Genomic DNA, 20,344 nt, shown 5'->3' with positions numbered 1-20,344 from the left:
AAAACAGCAGGTTATTTTTCATTCAGGTGTCGTCTGCGAAGTTGTCCGCATGCACCGTCAATATCCCTGCCCATTTCCCTTCTTATAGTAACATTTATTCCGCTTTTTTCAAGTTTATTTTTAAAAGCGAGGGCATTCTCACGAGTCGGAGCCGCAAAGTTGCGCTCTTTGATCGGGTTTACAGGGATAAGATTTACTATTGCATTAAGGCCCTTCAAAAGATCAACAAGTTCTGCTGCATCTTCTGCGGTATCATTAACACCTGCAACAAGCGAATATTCAAATGTAAGCTGTCTTCCTGTCTCATCAAAATAAAACTTACAAGCGTCTATAACTTCTGAAAGCTCATACTTATTGGCTATAGGCATAAGCTTTTGTCTCTTTTCCTGATTGGAGGCATGTAAAGATAATGCAAGATTGATAGAAAAGTGCTCTCCTGCAAGTTCTCTGATCTTTGGAACAAGTCCGCAGGTAGAAACGGTCAGATTTCTCTGACTCATGTTCATGCCTTCTTCACCCGTAAGCATGCGGATGAATTTTAACAGGTTATCGTAATTATCAAGAGGTTCTCCTGAACCCATGACTACTACGTGAGATATCTTCTGTCCTGTGATCCTTGAAATAGCATAGATCTGATCAAGCATCTCTCCCGGCAAAAGAGATCTTACGACGCCGTCTATTGTAGAAGCACAAAATCTGCATCCCATGCGGCATCCAACCTGTGATGAGATACAAACACTACATCCGAACTTGTATTTCATAAATACACTTTCGATGACATTGCCGTCAGAAAGGCCAAAGAGGAACTTCTTGGTCTCATCAAGCTTTGATTCCTGAACATCTACTACCTGAAGAGAAGTAAAAGAGTAGGCATTTGAAAGCTTCTCTTTAAGAGACTTAGGAATATTGGTCATCTCATCATAGCTTCCTGCCATCTTCTTGTGCATCCACTCGTAGAGCTGCTTGGCACGGAATTTGGGCTCGCCAAGAGATACTACCGCTTCTGTAAGTTCAGGAAGCGGCATGGACTTGATGTCCGGGAGTGCATTTATTGTTGTATTATCAGAAATGATTTCATTTGACATTATGTAGTAACTCTCCTTAACTTCGCCAGGAAGAATCCATCAGTACCGTATACACCTGGGAGAAGTTGCAAATATCCCTTTGAAAGGCTCTCTTCACCTCTAAGTGCTTCCGGCATACTTTCAATAATATCTACTCTTTCAAAAGGCAGGTTCTCGCATATATACTCTACCATCTTCTCATTCTCATATGGATTGATGGTACAGGTTGAATACATCATGATTCCGCCCGGTTTTACATAGTTCCATACGCTTCCAAGAATCTCTTTTTGAAGATCTGTCAGCGATTTTAATGACTTTTTAGATACGCCGTACTTTATATCGGCCTTTCTTCCAATAATTCCAAGACCTGAACATGGAAGATCGCAGTACAGAACATCGGCTTTATTTTCAAGTGATACATCATGTTCTCTTGCATCGCGGACTTCAACTGTTACAATGTCTTCAAGGCCCATTCTGTCTATGTTTTCTTCAATAACCCTTGTCTTAAACGCTGTCAGATCGCGGGAATAAACATGTGGTAGTTTATTGTTATCAGTATTTATGGATATTGCAATATCTCGTCCATCTTTCTGACCGTATGAGTCATTGTTTTCAAGACTACTTCCAAACTTCTCAAATGCCGCAAGTTTAGCTGCTGCATGAAGTGCCTTACCCCCCGGAGCGCTGCATACATCTACAACAACGTCTCCTTTTTTAAGTCCTGCTGCCTCACTTACTAGCATTGAGCTGACATCCTGAACCATCCATCTTCCTTCGTCGAATCCGGGAAGATACTGAATGTTATCAGTATGGGTAAGTTCGTAGGCATATGGAAGGAGGTTATGAGGCTTAATCTCGAAGTTTTCTCCTGATTCTTCTTTCATTGACCGAACCAGTTCTTTGATCTCATCCTCAGAAAATCTCTCATCCATTCTGATAGTAACTGGACGAGTATTTAAAAATGATTTAAGAATTTCTTCTGCCTTCTCATATCCATAATTAGAAACAAAAAGCTCACAGACAAACTCAGGCATAGAATAAATAACTGAAAGGCTGTGAATCTGACTCTTCTTATCAGTCTTTGATGGAAGAGGGAATGTTATCTTATCTTTTTCTCTGGAGATATTACGAAGTACTCCGTTTACAAATCCCTTGAGGTTTTTAAAGCCTCTTTTGCCTGCAAGATTAACAGCCTCGTTGATCGCAGCGCTATCAGGAACCTGATCCATATAGAAGATCTGGTACACGCTCATTCTAAGAAGGCTTCTTATAAGGGGCTTTTGCTTAGAAGTTTTGACACTTGCAAACTGATCTGTAATGTAATCAAGGGTAATACGGCGTTCCATGCTTCCCTGGGCAAGCTTTTTGATAAAAGCTTTCTGCCTTGGCTCAAGATAATCGTATTTTTCCAATACATCACGAATAAGGGAGTGCGATGCATCTCCCTTATCTGTCTCCATAATTATATCCAGTGCTATTTCTCTTTCGCTTATCATTATCTTCTTCTGTTCCTAAGTATAATAAGCCTTGCAAGCTGCATTACTGATGATGCAGCTGCCGCAACATAGGTAAGAGCTGCAGCTGTAAGGACTTTTCTTGCGCCGCCAACTTCTTCCTGGCCAAGCATTCCATAACCTTCAAGCATAGCGAGTGCTCTTCTTGATGCATCAAACTCAACAGGAAGGGTTACTATCTGGAATAAAACTGCAAGTGAAAATACCCAGATTCCGATAGTTGTGAGTGGCTCGAAAGCAAGTATAAGTCCAAGAATTACAATATAGATTCCAAATCTTGAACCGATATTAGCAGCAGGGACAAGTGCTGTACGGATCTTGATAGGAGTGTATCCTGTCTCATGCTGCATTACGTGTCCGCATTCATGTGCAGCTACGCCAAGAGCAGCAACAGATGTTGATCCGTATACAGAATCTGACAGATTGACTGTCTGTGTTCTGGGATCATAATGATCAGTAAGTTCGCCGCTTACGTGCCTTACCTGTACATTTCTTACGTTGTTAGCTTCAAGTATACGCATTGCAACTTCTGCACCTGTCATGCCGCGCATGCTGGCAATCCTTGCATATTTTTTATATGATGCCTTTACATTGTAACTTGCGATCAAACTAAGAAGTGCTCCTGCGATCACAAGAAGATATGTCCAGTCAAAATAATAGTATCTCATAGTTATGCCTCCTACTAATTGTCTATATAGATATAATAGGCTTAAAATCCATCGTTAAAATCTTACTAAAACATCAAACTTATTTTACCTGGAATCATCCAAGCTTCTGCCCTGCTTCCACGTGATTACCTCTCATGAAATCGCCGGCAGACATACGCTTTTTGCCCTCAAGCTGAACTTCAAATACTTCAAGACTTCCATTTCCGCAAGCAACCTTGAATGAATTCTTACCTACTTCAAAGATCTCGCCTGCCTGTACGCCGGATGATGCTTCAATAGGCTTTGCCTTCCAGATCTTAAGAGTCTTTTCATTCCAGTGTGTAAATGCGCTTGGCCATGGATCCATGGTTCTTATAAGTCTATCGATATAGGCTGCATCCTGGGACCAGTCAATGATTCCCATATCTTTAGAGAACTTGCCGACTTTGGTTGCCTTATCGTTGTCCTGCGGAACCGGAGTAAGTTCTCCCTTTTCGATCATAGGAACTGCGCGGACTATCATGTCAGCGCCAAGATCCATAAGCTTATCAAAAAGTGTTCCGGCTGTATCCTCATCAGTGATCTCAAGGCTCTCCTGCATAAGGATGTCACCTGTATCCATTCCGGCATTCATCTGCATAAGTGTAACGCCGGTCTCTTTGTTACCATCAAGAAGTGCCTGCTGAATAGGCGCTGCTCCTCTGTATTTTGGCAAAAGAGATGCATGGATATTAACGCATCCGTACTTAGGAATATCAAGAACTTCCTGAGAGAGGATCTGTCCAAATGCAGCAACTACATAAAGGTCTGCATCAAGACTCTTAAGATACTCTACGCTTTCAGGTGTTCTGATCTTTTCAGGCTGAAATACCAGAATATTTTTCTCGATCGCATATTCTTTTACCGGAGAAAAAACGAGCTTTCCACTTCTTCCCTTTGGTTTATCAGGCTGTGTAACCGCGCACACAACTTCAAATCCCGCTTCACATAAAGCTTTCAAAGCTCCGACAGCAAAGTCAGGAGTTCCCATATATACTATTTTCATTCTAAACCTCACGCCGCGAGTATCATACGTAGTCAATTCATCAAATTGGTGGGACTCGCAACACCAATTCATTCTATCCTAATAGTCTTTTTCGGAATAGAATTAATCCTCGTCCTTATAGAGCTCTTCATTGTCTACAAGTCCTTCAACTCCGCCTGCTACCTTTTCAACATACATATGTCCGTCAAGGTGCTCGCATTCGTGGCAGATAGCGCGTGCAAAAAGCTCATCAGCTTCAAGCTCGAACTCATTCATATCGCGGTCAAGAGCCTTAACTCTTACGTGATCAGGTCTTGTAACTACGCCGCTCTTTCCAGGGATAGAAAGACATCCTTCGTAGCCTGTCTGCTCACCGCTTGTCTCAAGAATCTCAGGATTGATGAATACAAATGGATCTTCACCTGTGCAGTCGATTACCATGATCCTTTTAAGGATACCAACCTGAGGTGCTGCAAGGCCTACTCCATTTGCTTCATACATTGTTTCGAACATATCATCGATAAGTTCCTGTATTGAATCTGTCATTTCTTTGACAGGTTTGCACTTTTTTGCAAGTACTTCATCACCATATTCACGAATCTGTCTTATAGCCATAATTAACCTCCGTTAATACTTCATTATAAATTTATACAATAATCAGCCAATCAATAGACTGATCAATAGCAGAACATGTAGATCCCTATCAATTATCATTATCAAAAACCGTTTATAGGGTCAAAATCAAATTGTACCGAATATCCTCGGTATTGTCCAGCTTCTATGAGTCTGGCGGTATACCGTTCAATTTTATCTTTCATCTTAGTTAATATAGCATAATCCTGCGACTTAACATATATAACAAATCTGAAAACATCATTAATTTTTGATATATTCGCAGCTGCCGGACCGATGATAACCGGCTTTTCACTCTCCATAAGGCTTCCTCTTACATAAGCTGAGGGAGATACGCTTATATCATTACTGTTAGAATTACCTCTTCCATTGTCACTGCGAAAGCTATAACTGCTACCATCAAGATCCAGAAAAGGAACTACAGGCTGTTCTAAAATAGTCCTCAATTTATTGGAAAAAGTTATTCCTGCTTCTTCACTTTTTGAAGTGATCTGAACTGCCATCATGTGCGCAACAGGAGGGTACGCCAGAAGCCTTCTGTAGGCAATCTCTTCATCGTAAAAAGCGCCATAATCCTGCCTTGCAGCGGTCTGGATCGCATAGTGATCAGGCTGATAGCTTTGTACTATTACTTTGCCGGCAAGTTCTCCTCTTCCTGCTCTTCCTGCTGCCTGCGTCAGAAGCTGGAAGGTTCGCTCTGCCGCCCTGTAGTCATTAGCATAAAGTGACATATCCGCAGCCAAAACTCCCACAAGCGTAACCTTAGGGAAATCGTGGCCCTTAACTATCATCTGCGTTCCTATCAGTATATCGGCTTCTTCGTTGGAAAAAGCAGACAATATCTTCTGGTAGCTGTCCTTAGTCTTGGTGGTATCTGCATCCATCCTGAGGACTCTTGCATGTGGCCAGTTCTTAAGAACTTCTTTTTCTATCTGCTCTGTTCCTGCCCTAAAGGCTGAAACATACTTGGATCCGCACTCAGGACATATTCTTGTGACAGGCTCTGAATATCCGCAGTAGTGGCATACAAGCTTGCCGCCTCTATGCTCCGATAGAGATACATCGCAGTGAGGGCACTTAAATACATGTCCGCAGCTTCTGCATGATACGAATCCTGCAAGTCCTCTTCTGTTTATAAAGAGCATAAGCTGCTCGTGCTTTTGAAGCCTATCCTCGATTGCTTCCTGAAGACTTCTTGAAAAAATAGATCTGTTGCCGCTTCTAAGCTCGTCTCTTAGATCTACGCATTCAACTTCCGGCAATGTTCCGCCTGTAAGTCTCTTGGTAAGCTCAAAGAGTTCGTATTCACCTGATACAGCCCTGTAATAGGCTTCAAGAGAAGGGGTCGCACTTCCTAAAACCACGCTTGCTCCGTCTTTTACCAGTTTTGCAAGTGTAATAGCTGTCTCTCTTGCATGATACTTGGGCATCTGCTCAGATTTATAGGCAGGCTCATGCTCCTCATCTATTATTATAAGTCCAAGATTTGGAAATGGTGTAAAAAGAGCTGACCTAGGGCCGATTATTATGTCAAGCTGGCCATTTCTTGCCCTTTCAAACTGATCATATTTTTCCCCGGGAGAAAGAGTTGAATTCATTACTGATACTCGCTCTCCAAAGTGGCGGTAGAAACGCATAAGGGTCTGATAGGTCAAAGATATCTCAGGGATAAGGACTATAGCCTGTTTGCCCCTTGCTATTATCTCTTCTATCATGCGGATATAAACTTCAGTCTTACCGCTTCCTGTTATGCCGTGCACAAGATAAGTCTTTTTTATATTCGCATCAAAGTCGCTGATGACCTTATCAACTACGTGCTGCTGCTCATCAGAAAGGTTAAGCCTCCTGGTTGCACCCGCACTTATATTAACAGGGTTACGATAATACTCTTCTTCGGTGACATTTATCACGCACTTTTCCTTAAGACTTCTTATGGTTGCCGCAGAAATATTGAGCTTTCCTGTTACAAGCTCATAGGGAATCCTTTCTTCAGGCTCAGTTAAGAGCTCTGCAAGAAGCCTTTCCTGCGCCTTCCTGTTCTTTTGCCTGCATTCATAGAGATATTCTGTAGCTTCTCGCTGCGCCATCCTTAAGGATATAAACTTATGCTTAAGTGTTGTCTGTTTCTTATGCGCAGGAAGTACTGTCTTAAGTGCTGCATACATGGTAGAGCCGTATCTTTGCTTCATCCAGGCAGCAAGCTTTATAAAAATATCTTCTGCCGGAAGATTCTCAGTCGCGATAGAAACGATCTCTTTGATCTTCGCAGGATCAAAGTCCGCAGTATCCGTAAGCTCCATGACGTAGCCGGTCCTAACCTTATTGCCTCGTCCAAATGGCACCTGCACGCAGCTTCCAACATCGACACTGCCTATAAGGCGCTCAGGAACTTTATAGCAGAAAGTTCTGTCCACCTGCTCGTGAGATATATCTATGATAATTTTGGCGTATATATTAGATTCTGTAGTATTGTCCATGTTAGTCCTCGGGTCTTTATAAACTCGCAAATTATGTAAAACAGCGTTAGAGAATCAGATTATTCTTTTCCCAAAACACAGTTTTATTAAAACCGGCATTAAAGAATCAGATTATTCTTTTTCTCAATTCGCAGTATATGATCAGAAATAGATTTATTTATATGTCAGTTCATAACACCTTATCAATTGTATCAGAAAGCGGCGCTAATGAAAAATATTGCGTAGAAAGTTGAAGATTTTGAGGTAAGAAAAAAGGGGCAAGATGATCATATCACCCGCCCTCTTCTTTCTTGTTCATAATAGAGTTTTATATTAATTTTTTTGATAACTGCATTTTCGCATATATTACTATCCATATCTTAAATGTCCCTAGAAATAATGGTTAATCAATAATTTTATCGTCTCTCAAAATATTAGAAACATGCATTACCACCAGGGGACTTAATTCATAGGATTTACATGCGCTCTTTCATGATATCTGCAATGAGATCTCTTTCATCCATAGGATACTTAACACCCTTGATCTCCTGATAGTCTTCATGACCTTTACCTGCAAGGATGATGATATCACCCTTCTGAGCATTATCGATCGCATAAGCAATAGCTTCTTTTCTATCAGGGATCTCAACATACTTACCATCAGTCTTCTTCATACCGATCTCGATGTCATGGATGATATCAAGCGGCTCTTCGAATCTTGGGTTATCTGATGTGATGATAGTAAGATCTGCAAGCTTACCACTTACTTCACCCATCTCATAACGGCGAAGCTTAGATCTGTTACCGCCACAGCCAAAGAGACATACAAGGCGGTTAGGACGATAATCCTTAAGAGTTGAAAGAAGACTCTTAAGTGCCATAGCATTATGAGCATAGTCGATCATAAGTGTGAAGTCGTCTGATACCTTGACCATCTCGATACGGCCCTTAACCTTGGCATTCTTAAGCGCCTCAGCGATCTCTTCATCTGTGCAGCCAAAGTGTCTTGCTACAGCGATAGCGCAAAGGGCATTGTAAACAGAAAATTTACCAGGAGTACGCACTTCTGCATGAAGCTCAATAAGACCTTCTGTGTCAAAGAATACTCCAAGCTGACCAGGCTTTCTGATATAAGCAAGGTTTACAGCTTTGATATCAGCTTTGTCAGAGAAGCCGAATGTCTCAAGCTTACATGTATGTCCCTCAAGAACCTGTTCCATGTGCTCGTCATCAGCATTTGCAATACCAACCTTACACTGTTTGAACAAAAGACCCTTGCAGTGCATATAGTCGTCGAAATCCTTGTGTTCATCTGGGCCGATGTGATCAGGCTCAATGTTTGTAAAAATACCAAGGTCATATACAAATCCCTGGCTTCTATGCTGCATAAGCGCCTGTGAAGATACTTCCATAACAAGGCTGTCGCAGCCTTCATCAACCATCTGTCTCATATACTCCTGAAGGTCATATGACTCAGGTGTTGTATTCTTAGCAGGAATATGCTTATCTCCTATAACAACTTCGATAGTACCGATAAGACCTACCTTATGTCCTGCATTTTCAAGCATGCTCTTTATAAGATAAGTTGTTGTTGTCTTACCCTTAGTACCTGTAATGCCGATTGTCTTAAGACTCTGTGCAGGATTTCCAAACCATGCAGCTGATACAAATGCCATTGCATATCTTGTGTCCTCAACACGGATAACAGGCATCTTGCAGTCTTCAGGAAGAGTTACATCATCCTGAACGAGGATTGCTGCAGCTTTCTGCTCAGCTGCCTGTGCTGCTACGCTATGGCCATCAAAATTAGCTCCTTTAATACACATAAAAAAGCAGCCTTCTTCAATTTTCTTGGAATTGTTAACTACTGACTTGATCTCAACATTTGAAATATCAGCTTCGTTACCGGTATTTCCCTCGAAGGCTTTGTAATCGATTTTCTCAAGCAAAGTTGTAAGCTTCATATGTGTATCTCCTTATTTTTATGACTTAGTTATATAAAAAGAAATAATATACATTTATTCTTTATATCCTGGCCCTGATCATTATTCCATAACTTGATTTTATCTACATCATTACAGTTATAATCTGATGATTTCAACAAAAATCAGTCATTACTATCTGGAGGCTCTCTCTGCCCTGCCATGAGTTAATATCCGGATAGTAAGCAATATTCAGAACAATGTCTTCATTTACACTATTATTATATAACGCATCTATTATGGCATTTCCATATCGGTCTGTTAGGAAATCGTGCCATTTTTCCATATTTCCAAAATAGACCATTTCGTATTCTCTGCCATTTGCATCAGCAATCCTGTATTTGCCGCAGTTTCTGTTCTTGCCCATAATTCGTCCTGACTTGATCCTGATATCACGGCAGGCAAAAGATGGCTTATCGTTGCCATTACCATACGGCTCAAGAATATCAAACTCTCTTATAAGCGAAAGGCTTAAATACTGAAGAGGCAGTACCATATCAAGGTGCTTGATCTCAACAAAATCTTCTTCTGTAAGATCACAGTTTTCATTAAGCCTGCGGCGCAGCTCATCAACATTTTCAGTAGGAAGTGACAAACCTGCCGCCATTTTATGACCACCAAACTTTGTAAAAAGATCTTTACACTCAGATAAAGCTCTGAACATATCGTAGTTCTCTGTCGATCTTCCACTTCCCTTAACACCATCATGTGCATTAGTAAGTATGATCGTAGGTCTTGAATACTTCTCTCGTACTCTTCCAGCTACTATTCCTGCTATTGATTCATGAAGATCAGGCTGATAGAGAACTATGACTTTAGGAAGATCTTTAACGCATTTATCCATTTCTGCAGTTGCCTGATCCACGCCAAGCTGAGTCATTGTCTTTCTGCTATCATTAAGCGATTTAAGGTCTCCTGCTATGTTTACAGCAGCCATCTCACTTGTTGAAGTAAGAAGATCAAGGCCCCTCATAGCACGGTCCAGTCTTCCTGTAGCATTAAGACAAGGTCCTATAACAAATCCAAGGTGATAAGCAGTCATCTTACTTCCCTGAAGACCATTAACATTAATAAGACTACTAAGTCCAAGATTACCGGAATTCTCCATCTGCTTAAGGCCTTCTCTGACAAGAACTCTGTTCTCATCTTCGATAGGCATAACATCACATACTGTTGACAGGGCAGCAAATTCAAGCATTTCATTAAAGAATTCATCTATTTCAGATTTTGAGTACTTCCAGCCTGCTTCTTCATATTTTTCAAAAAGAACCTGAAGGAACTTATATGCTACAACTCCTCCGCATATCTCCTTGAACTTCACATTACAGTCATGACGCTTAGGATCAACTACTGCATCTGCAGGAGGCAGGATCTGTTTTTCCTCATCACCGTCTTTAGAAATCGGAACTTCGTGGTGATCTGTAACAACTACTGTAAGCCCCAGATCTTTGGCAAGCTGAACCTGATCATAGGCTGCTATACCATTATCGCAAGTAATTATAGTATCGATATTGTCATCTTTAGCCTCATGAACAAGCCTGTCATTAAGACCATATCCATCTATTATTCTATCGGGAAGCCTATAGTCAGTCTGTGAATTAACTGCATTTTCTGCTTTAGATCCCCTTGCTGCAAATGTTAGTCCTGCCCAAAGAATGTAAGATGAGCATATTCCATCAACGTCATAGTCACCTATGATCCTTATCTTGCTTCCGGCGTCAATCCTGTCCTTCATTATGTCAGCAGCTTTATCTATATCAGTCAGGTCATGAGCATCTCTTAAGTCTTCACGACCTCCATAGAGATATCTCTGAATATCTTCAGTTGTTGTAAGGTCTCTGTTTCGTAATAACCTGGCCGTAATAGGGCTTATATTAAACTGCTTTGCTATTGCGTCAAAATCAGCCTTCTTGGCTGCTATCATCCATTTTGCCATTAACTTATATATCCTTTTTAAAGAAAAAAACTGCAGAAAGTTTTAAACTTCCTGCAGTCTTAATATTTTTAGTATAGGTTAAGCTTTCTCTACACTTTTCTTCTTCATTGAGAACCAAAGCTGTGATGCTATGCAGATAGAAGAATATGTACCACTTACTACACCAACCATAAGAGGAAGTGCAAAAGTCTTGATATCCTGAACACCTACAACATACAGACAAAGTACCATGATGAATGTTGTGATAGATGTAAAGAGTGATCTTGTAAGAGTCTGGTTAACTGACTCATTAACAAGCTCTTTAAGCTGCTCTCTTGAACGAATACCATGCTGATTCTCACGAATACGGTCGAATGTAACGATAGTATCGTTGATTGAGTAACCAATGATTGTAAGTACTACAGCGATGAATGTGCTTCCAACCTCAAGTCTTGTAAATGCGTAGCACATGATAACCATAATAGCATCATGAGCAAGAGCGATGATAGCACTAGCACCAAAGCGGATATCTCTAAATCTGAAATAGATATAGATAAGCATAAGGATGAGTGCGATAATTGTAGCCCAGCTTGCATCACTTGTCATCTCATCACTGATAGTAGCACTGATTGTGTTATATGTTACATCTGTAGCACCATAAGTTGTTGTAAGAAGTTCATGAACAGCCTGTGAAGCATCTGTTGAAAGAGTTTGAGTCTTTAATACAACCTGATTCTGATCCTTAACAATCTGGTGAGAAATTGAAAGATTCTTAAGATTAGCATCAGCAGTAGATGCTGCATTTATAACAGCAGGCTCGATTACGTTTTCAAGGTCTTCAACTGAAGGAGTCTGACCTTCTGCAAATGATACTGTTGTAGCTGTACCACCTACGAAATCAATTGAATAGTTAAATGCATGATTACCAGCAACGTGGTTAAATACACATGTTCCAATACCAGCAACCATTATGATAACTGAAATTGCATAGAAGATATTTCTCTTTGATACAAAATCGATCTTCTTAGGATCTTTAGCTTTACCATAGAAGCCTTCAGCCTTGAATCCAAGATTGAAAAGGATTGAAGAAATACCTCTTGTAACAACAAGTGCTGTAAACATGGAAACAAGAATACCAAGCGCAAGAGTAATAGCAAAGCCTCTTACTGAACCTGTTCCACGAAGTCCAAGAACACCGGCAGCAATAAGTGTTGTGATGTTACCATCAAGGATAGCTGAAAGAGCCTTTGAATATCCGGCTTTAATAGCTTTATCTACAGCTGATCCAGCTGCAATCTCTTCTCTGATACGTGCAAATACAAGAACGTTAGCATCAACCGCCATACCGATTGAAAGGATGATACCTGCAATACCAGGAAGTGTAAGTGTTATATCAAATGCTGAAAGAAGTATTACCATAAAGCAGCAGTAGAAGCCAAGCGCCATAGATGCTGCTACACCAAGTATTCTGAAAACGATGACCATGAACAGAACGATAAGTATAAGACCAATGATAGCTGCAATCTTACTTGTATGAATAGCACTTGCACCAAGCTGAGCTCCTACAACGTTTGCACGAAGTTCTGTAAGAGATACATCAAGTCCACCGATACGAATTGTAGATGCAAGGTTTTCAGCAGATTCATAAGAACCCATACCTGTAATTGATGCCTTACCATCTGAAATTACAGCCTGAACTTTAGGAACACTGATGAAAGATCCATCATAGTAAATACCGATTGTCCAGCCATTAGCATAAGCTGCTTCTGTAGCTGTAGCAAACTTCTTAGCACCTTCTGATGTAAGTGTAAGCTCTACGATATACTCTGAACCTGTACCAGAATTATCAATTCCAGCCTGCGCATCAGCAATATCTTCACCAGAAAGAACGATGTCTCCACTTGCCTGAAGTGATTCAATTGTCACACCATCTGCAAGCATATAGAATGCAGAATATCCCATTCCATAAGGATCATAGTAGTTAGCTGAACCTGCATCATTATATTCACGAATGAAATACAGATTACCAGGTGTTGAAAGAGTTTCGAAAATCTCATCTGTAGCACCAGGAATTTCTACTGTGATACGATCTGAACCTTCCTTATAAACAGAAGCTTCTGTTGTATTAAGCTCGGAAGCAACACGCTTAGAGAGCTTAGATACTGTGTCATCCATCTCCTGAGTTGTTGGTGTTCCGCCATTCTCACCAGCTACCTGATAAGTGATGCTGACACCACCTGCAAGATCAAGACCGAAGTTTATGTCGTGCATAGAGCCATCTTGTGTTTCTCCCACTCCATGCCAAGCAACATAGAACAATCCTACCAGTACAGCCAATACAACAACTAAAGGCAGTACCTGCTTTAACTTCTTCATTTTTATAACCTCCGTTAACCCACGTTTTGGACATCTGCTTCTTCAGCAAGTGCCGCTTTTATCATAATCGCACATTCAATGCGCTTACGTCTTAGAAATCATTTACGTACAATGGCTTTATAAATGCCAAGTACTAAAAATACAAAGAGTATTAATACTATTACTATGATACCTATAATAGCAATTATTATATTTGTATCAATACTGTTTTCAGTATCAGTAACTGTATCGCTTGAATCAGTTTCAACCTCGGAAAGCTTCAAATTACCAAGACGAATATTCTTAGCAAGCATCTCAGCACTTTCATATGATCCCATACCAGTAATGGAAGCCTTACCATCAGTGATAACCGCTTGTACTCTCGGAACACTTATAAAGGCTCCATCATAATAAATACCGATAGTCTCGCCATTAGCATAAGCCGATTCTGTAGCTGCGGCAAATTTCTCAGCACCTTCTGATGTAAATGTAAGCTCTACAATATATTCTGAGCCTGCACCTGATTTATCAATTCCAGCCTGTGCATCAGCTATATCTTCAGCTGATAAAACAATATCACCACTCTCCTTAAGAGAATCTATTGTTACACCTTCTGAAAGCTCCATGAATACTGCATATCCCATCCCATAAGGATCATAGTAGTTAGCTGATCCTGTATCATTATATTCACGAATAAAATACAACTCAGGAGTAGTAGTTATTCTTTCTATAACAACATCTGCAACATCTTGACTATATATTTCAATGCGATTACTTCCGACCCAATTCACTTTATATACTGCGTCTTTATTTCCTGGAAGTATACTTTCAAAATTCTCGGATAGGTCTGATTTTTTATCTTCACTCTCAGAATCTTCATCTGATCCTTCTGGTTCAACTTCAGATGCAATACGTTCTGTTAGCAATTCTTTTATATCTTCCATATCCTGATCAGTAGGAATATCGCCATTTAAATAGGTGATTTCATAGGTAACATGAATACCATCTTCATACTCTGAGCAGTCATCATCTTCGGAAGAATTTTCTTTATAATCAGTCAAACCTTGAAAAACATAAAAACAAAGTACTGCAAGTAATATCAAAAGTACTGGTATCAGAATTACTGGCTTGAATTTTTTCATGTAAAGCCTCCGTTAACCAGCATTCTTAACTTCTGCTTCTTCAGCAAGTGCCGCTTTTATCATAATCGCACATTCAATGCGCTTACGTTGTAGTTCACAACCTTCTTTATAGACGGTGTTGATATTACCATTGAAATTGTATGCGTTGGCGCTGCATCCACCGCTACAATAGTATCTAGCAAAACACTTCTGGCATTCAGGTCTTGAGTATACATTACTCTCCTTGAACTGCTGCTGAATGTCTGTACGCTTGATTCCTTCAAAGACATTACCCATAATAAAGTCTTCGTTACCTACAAACTGATGACATGGATAAATATCTCCCCAAGGAGTAACGCCTACATACTCACATCCGCTTCCGCATCCTGAAAGACGCTTTGCAACGCAAGGGCCGCCTGAAAGATCTATATTGAAGTGGAAGAAGTTGAATCCTTTACCTTCTTTTCTATACTGAAGGTAAATCTTTGCAAGCTTATCGTATTCTTCCTTAAGCTGTGGAAGATCTTCTTCCTTGATTGCATACCAGTCTTCCGGCTTTGCAACTACAGGCTCCATTGATATCTGCTTGAAGCCAAGATCTGCAAGGTGCTTAACATCTTCAGCAAAATCAAGATTGTTATGAGTAAATGTACCCCTTACAAAATATCTGAGCTGATGTCTTGACTTTGCAACTTCAAGATATTTAGGAACGATCATATCATACATTCCATGACCAGCTGCATTAGGTCTCATCTTGTCATTGACTTCCTTACGTCCGTCAATTGAAAGGACTATATTGCCCATTTCTTTATTGCAATAATCAAGTATCTCTTTTGTAAGAAGAGTACCATTAGTCGTAATCGTAAAGCGGAAATTCTTACCAGCCTCTTTCTCAATGCTACGACCATACTCAACTATCTGCTTAACAACTTCCCAGTTCATTAAAGGCTCGCCACCAAAGAAGTCAACTTCAAGGTTATGACGATCGCCTGAGTTCTTAACAAGGAAATCAAGTGCTGCCTTACCAACTTCAAAAGTCATCATGGCTTTGCGTCCATGATACTCACCTTCATCTGCAAAACAATATTTGCAACGAAGATTGCAATCATGCGCTATATTCAAACACAACGCCTTAATAACTGTATCTCTGGTCTTGAACTCTTCTACATAATTCTCATATATATCATCTGTATACAAGAGACCAGCCTGACGTAATGATAAGATTTCTTCAACTGCTTCTTCTACTTCACTTTCAGGATAAGATGTTCCTTTAGCAACAACTGCATCTGTAACTTTTCTTAAAAGCTCTTTACTTATCTCACTATCTTCTTCATTTTCAGGAATCTGTGCAGTACCAAACATTCCTGTAAGGATCTCTTCCACTGAAGGAATGAGATCATAAACTATTTCATCTACAACATGAACGCTGCCACTGTTCACGTCTAATACGATGTTATAACCATTATTCTTAAATATATGAACCATTAAATCTGTAACTCTCTATCTACCAGTAAAAATATAAAAAATATTTTATAAACACAGAAAACAAGTATAGCAATATGCCCGTTATCATATACAGGGAATATCGCTATACATGCTCATAAATCCCTTAGGATAATTTACGAATTACTGGGATCCGATTGATCTCTAAAGGGATACATCAGAATCTAAACCAGTTATAAAGACAAAAGGTTAGTTCTTTGCAAGCTGCTCACAGCTCTGATTTCCAACTGTGCAAGATGTCTTGCAAGCAGACTGACAAGATGTCTGGCATTCGCCACATCCGCCCTTTTTCATAGACTCTTTAAGATTTCTTGTAGCAAGTGTCTTAACGTGCTTCATGTCATTTCCTCCCGGTTAATTAAAATGAGATAATCTCATACGTTAGAATAGTATACCATAGTTTAATTACTGTGTAAAAGATTTTTGCTTTGAAATGGCAGATTTAAGCATAAAATAATGCTACTAATCGTCTTTAATACAACTATTATTACAATGTATTTAATTAGTATATTTCCAACCAATAAGTTACACCATAGAAACCGATTAAAATGTAGCTTTTGAACAATCGAGTAGGCTGACTCCTACTCGATTTCGCACACGAACATTCCGCACTTCGTGCTCCATGTTCTTACAACCGGCAAATGAATTTGTATGCAAGCATCCATTCGCTTGCCGGTCTTGTGCAACAAAAAAGCTCTATGCGATAAGCATAGAGCTGAACTTATTCCTTCAAAACCGAACACTGAATTTCCAAACTTTCTTGACTTTTTGGTTAAGTCCTCGACCTATTAGTACACATCAGCTGAGAATGTTACCACTCTTACACCTTGTGCCTATCAACCTCGTACTCTCCAAGGGGTCTTACCACTTGCGTGGGGATATCTCATCTTGAGGGGGGCTTCACGCTTAGATGCCTTCAGCGTTTATCCCTGCCAGACTTGGCTACCCTGCCTTATGCGATTGCCTTCGCAGCAGATACACCAGCGGTCCGTCCATCCCGGTCCTCTCGTACTAAGGACAGCTCCTCTCAGATATCCTACGCCCGCGCCGGATAGGGACCGAACTGTCTCACGACGTTCTGAACCCAGCTCGCGTACCACTTTAATGGGCGAACAGCCCAACCCTTGGGACCTGCTACAGCCCCAGGATGTGATGAGCCGACATCGAGGTGCCAAACCACTCCGTCGATGTGAACTCTTGGGAGTGATAAGCCTGTTATCCCCAGGGTAGCTTTTATCCGTTGAGCGATGGCAATCCCACGTTCTGCCACCGGATCACTAAGTCCTACTTTCGTACCTGTTCCACCCGTCGGTGTCACAGTCAGGCTCCCTTATGCCTTTGCACTCTTCGGATGGTTTCCGTCCATCCTGAAGGAACCTTTGAGCGCCTCCGATACTCTTTCGGAGGCGACCGCCCCAGTCAAACTCCCCGCCAGACATTGTCCCCGGACCGGTTTCACGGTCCATGGTTAGAAATCCAGTACGGTAAGGGTGGTATCCCAACAGCGGCTCCATGACAACTGACGTCATCACTTCTTAGCCTCCCACCTATCCTGTACATACAATACCGGATCCCAGTATCAAGCTGGAGTAAAGCTCCATGGGGTCTTTCCGTCCTGGCGCGGGTAGCCAGCATCTTCACTGGCACTTCAATTTCACCGGATGCATTGCCGAGACAGTACTCAAATCATTACGCCTTTCGTGCGGGTCGGAACTTACCCGACAAGGAATTTCGCTACCTTAGGACCGTTATAGTTACGGCCGCCGTTTACTGGGGCTTAAATTCAAAGCTTCGATTGCTCTAACCTCTCCTCTTAACCTTCCAGCACCGGGCAGGCGTCAGCCCATATACTTCACCTTTCGGTTTCGCATAGACCTGTGTTTTTGCTAAACAGTTGCTTGAGCCTCTTCTCTGCGGCCTTCATGTACTCATACATGAAGGCTACCCTTATCCCGAAGTTACGGGTACATTTTGCCGAGTTCCTTAGCAATGCTTCTTCCGTCGGCCTTAGGATTCTCTCCTCATCCACCTGTGTCGGTTTACGGTACGGGCAGATATCACACTATAGCGGCTTTTCTCGACAGGTCCTCCGGACACTTCACTACTTTATTTCGCTCCGCATCACACAGCACGATCCTACCAAGGGATTTCTCCCTGGCCTCGCGCCATGCTTGCCCCGGGCTGCTCTCCCGGGCTGTCCCTGTTACCTGTGTCCCCACAGTTCTGATGATATCTGGTGCAGGAATATCAACCTGCTGTCCATCGGCTACGCCTTTCGGCCTCGTCTTAGGCCCCGACTTCCCCAGGGCAGATCAGCTTTACCCTGGAATCCTTGGATATTCGGCCTGAGGGATTCTCACCCTCATCTCGCTACTCATTCCGGCATTCTCTCTTCATAACGCTCCGCTGCTCCTTATCGGTACAGTTTCAACGCTCTTATGAATGCTCCCCTACCGATCACTTATACCCGTAGATACAAGCAATCCCTAGGCTTCGGTGTCGTGTTTTAGCCCCGGTAATTTTCGGCGCAGGACCTCTCGGCTAGTGAGCTATTACGCACTCTTTGAATGTATGGCTGCTTCTGAGCCAACATCCTAGCTGTCTATGAAATCCCACATCCTTTTCCACTTAACACGTACTTTGGGACCTTAGCCGTAGATCTGGGCTGTTTCCCTTTTGACTGCCCAACTTATCTCGTGCAGTCTGACTCCTGTGCTAAACCTGACTGGCATTCGCAGTTTGATAATCTTTGGTAAGCGGTGAAGCCCCCGCGGATATTCAGTGCTCTACCTCCAACAGGCACGCTACAAGGCTAGCCCTAAAGCTATTTCGGGGAGAACCAGCTATCTCCGAGTTCGATTGGAATTTCTCCCCTATCCACAGCTCATCGCCACCCTTTTCAACGGATGTGCGTTCGGACCTCCACAGCCTTTTACGGCCGCTTCATCCTGTCCATGGATAGATCACCCGGTTTCGGGTCTATGTATACTGACTAGTCGCACTATTCACACTTGGTTTCCCTTCGGCTTACGTATCTTAGATACTTAACCTTGCCGGTACACATAACTCGCCGGACCGTTCTACAAAAAGTACGCGATCACTCGTATATAGAGCTTTCGCAGCTTGCAGGCACAGGGTTTCAGGTTCTCTTTCACTCCCCTCCCGGGGTCCTTTTCACCTTTCCCTCACGGTACTATGCGCTATCGGTCACTAAGTAGTATTTAGCCTTACGGGGTGGTCCCCGCTCATTCAGACAAGGTTTCACGTGTCTCGTCCTACTCTGGATACTGTCTCGTCTCATCCACTTTCACATACACGGCTTTCACGTTCTCTGGCAGGTCTTTCCAGGACCTTTCTGTTAGCAGACTTGAATCGATTATACAGTCCGAACCCCAGAAAGCAAGCTCTCTGGTTTGGGCTCTTCCGCGTTCGCTCGCCGCTACTTACGGAATCACTTTTGTTTTCTCTTCCTCCGGCTACTTAGATGTTTCAGTTCACCGGGTTCCCGGCCTTAACCTATGGATTCAGTTAAGGTCAACTAGGTACTTCCTAGTTAGGTTGCCCCATTCAGATATCTGCGGATCATGAAGTATTTGCCTCTCCCCGCAGCTTTTCGCAGCTTATCACGTCTTTCATCGGCTCTTAGTGCCAAGGCATCCGCCCTGCGCCCTACATAACTTAACCAGTTACGTAGGAATCAGTCCTGATCTTTCGATCATTCTGGATTCTCTTCTGATCTATAACACAGCGATATGTTATAGTCAGTGCCCATTTCTTTAGAAATGGTTTTTGATGAATAAATTCATCATTTTGATGTCTTGATTTTGGTTTGGACATAGAACATATCTTAATCATTTGGTATGACTAGATATAATCTATATTTCAGTATTCGGTTTTCAAGGAACAAATTTGATTCTTCAAGAAGAATCAAATGGGATTAAGTGGACTCGAACCACCGACCTCACGCTTATCAGGCGTGCGCTCTAACCAGCTGAGCTATAATCCCATAAATCTGGCAACCACCTATCCTCCCATACCGTTACCAGTATAGTACTTTCGGCCGCTAAGGTCTTAACCGTCGTGTTCGAGATGGGAACGGGTGTTTCCCCGAAGCGCATCGTCACCAGAAA

The 20,344-nt window shown here is 41.8% G+C and carries 12 protein-coding genes, 1 tRNA gene and 2 rRNA genes; all 15 read right to left on the bottom strand.

The annotated features are described in order from the left end of the window. Window positions 1–11: 11 nt before the first annotated feature. The gene (gene rlmN, locus WAA20_RS04470; protein WP_278308472.1) at window positions 12–1,085 is read right to left on the bottom strand and encodes a 23S rRNA (adenine(2503)-C(2))-methyltransferase RlmN; all 1,074 of its coding nucleotides are present in this window, start codon (window positions 1,083–1,085) and stop codon (window positions 12–14) included. Beyond that, complete coding sequence (locus WAA20_RS04465; protein ID WP_073390114.1) at window positions 1,085–2,560, bottom strand: transcription antitermination factor NusB; 1,476 nt, start codon at window positions 2,558–2,560, stop codon at window positions 1,085–1,087. Before WAA20_RS04465 ends, rlmN begins: the two co-directional genes overlap by 1 nt. After that, on the bottom strand, window positions 2,560–3,246 hold the full coding sequence (locus WAA20_RS04460) for a zinc metallopeptidase (RefSeq protein ID WP_073390112.1): 687 nt from the start codon (window positions 3,244–3,246) through the stop codon (window positions 2,560–2,562). The genes WAA20_RS04465 and WAA20_RS04460 overlap by 1 nt, the downstream gene beginning before the upstream one ends. Window positions 3,247–3,340: 94 nt before the next feature. Then, window positions 3,341–4,270, bottom strand: a complete 930-nt coding sequence (gene fmt / locus WAA20_RS04455) for a methionyl-tRNA formyltransferase (protein ID WP_073390111.1) — start codon at window positions 4,268–4,270, stop codon at window positions 3,341–3,343. Window positions 4,271–4,372: 102 nt separating this feature from the next. Next, a complete protein-coding gene (gene def / locus WAA20_RS04450) occupies window positions 4,373–4,864 on the bottom strand; it encodes a peptide deformylase (protein ID WP_073390109.1) in 492 nt (163 codons plus the stop codon). A gap of 101 nt (window positions 4,865–4,965) precedes the next feature. Continuing rightward, window positions 4,966–7,359 carry a primosomal protein N' gene (priA, locus tag WAA20_RS04445; protein WP_081373977.1) on the bottom strand — a complete coding sequence of 798 codons (2,394 nt, stop codon included), beginning with the start codon at window positions 7,357–7,359 and terminating at the stop codon, window positions 4,966–4,968. A 455-nt stretch (window positions 7,360–7,814) separates the two neighbouring features. Beyond that, complete coding sequence (locus tag WAA20_RS04440; RefSeq protein WP_073390108.1) at window positions 7,815–9,302, bottom strand: UDP-N-acetylmuramoyl-L-alanyl-D-glutamate--2,6-diaminopimelate ligase; 1,488 nt, start codon at window positions 9,300–9,302, stop codon at window positions 7,815–7,817. Between the two features lie 133 nt (window positions 9,303–9,435). Next, window positions 9,436–11,256: a single-stranded-DNA-specific exonuclease RecJ gene (recJ, locus tag WAA20_RS04435; protein WP_073390106.1), complete on the bottom strand. Its 1,821-nt coding sequence runs from the start codon at window positions 11,254–11,256 to the stop codon at window positions 9,436–9,438. A 78-nt stretch (window positions 11,257–11,334) separates the two neighbouring features. Next, complete coding sequence (locus WAA20_RS04430) at window positions 11,335–13,611, bottom strand: protein translocase subunit SecDF (protein ID WP_073390104.1); 2,277 nt, start codon at window positions 13,609–13,611, stop codon at window positions 11,335–11,337. Between the two features lie 98 nt (window positions 13,612–13,709). Next, window positions 13,710–14,732 carry a hypothetical protein gene (locus tag WAA20_RS04425; RefSeq protein WP_073390103.1) on the bottom strand — a complete coding sequence of 341 codons (1,023 nt, stop codon included), beginning with the start codon at window positions 14,730–14,732 and terminating at the stop codon, window positions 13,710–13,712. 12 nt (window positions 14,733–14,744) lie between these two features. After that, window positions 14,745–16,196: a thioether cross-link-forming SCIFF peptide maturase gene (scfB, locus tag WAA20_RS04420; RefSeq protein WP_073390101.1), complete on the bottom strand. Its 1,452-nt coding sequence runs from the start codon at window positions 16,194–16,196 to the stop codon at window positions 14,745–14,747. Between the two features lie 207 nt (window positions 16,197–16,403). Next, window positions 16,404–16,553: a six-cysteine ranthipeptide SCIFF gene (gene scfA / locus WAA20_RS04415; RefSeq protein ID WP_022755440.1), complete on the bottom strand. Its 150-nt coding sequence runs from the start codon at window positions 16,551–16,553 to the stop codon at window positions 16,404–16,406. A 429-nt stretch (window positions 16,554–16,982) separates the two neighbouring features. Continuing rightward, window positions 16,983–19,898: ribosomal RNA gene (locus WAA20_RS04410) — 23S ribosomal RNA — on the bottom strand. A gap of 248 nt (window positions 19,899–20,146) precedes the next feature. Then, a tRNA-Ile gene (locus WAA20_RS04405) sits at window positions 20,147–20,220 on the bottom strand. Between the two features lie 4 nt (window positions 20,221–20,224). Next, window positions 20,225–20,342: ribosomal RNA gene (gene rrf, locus WAA20_RS04400) — 5S ribosomal RNA — on the bottom strand. Window positions 20,343–20,344: the final 2 nt, after the last annotated feature.

The sequence above is a fragment of the Butyrivibrio fibrisolvens genome, assembly GCF_037113525.1.
GTDB classification, from domain to species: Bacteria; Bacillota; Clostridia; order Lachnospirales; family Lachnospiraceae; genus Butyrivibrio; species Butyrivibrio fibrisolvens.
Note: the sequence above shows the minus strand (reverse complement) of the source record. Positions and strands in the feature narration are given on the sequence as shown.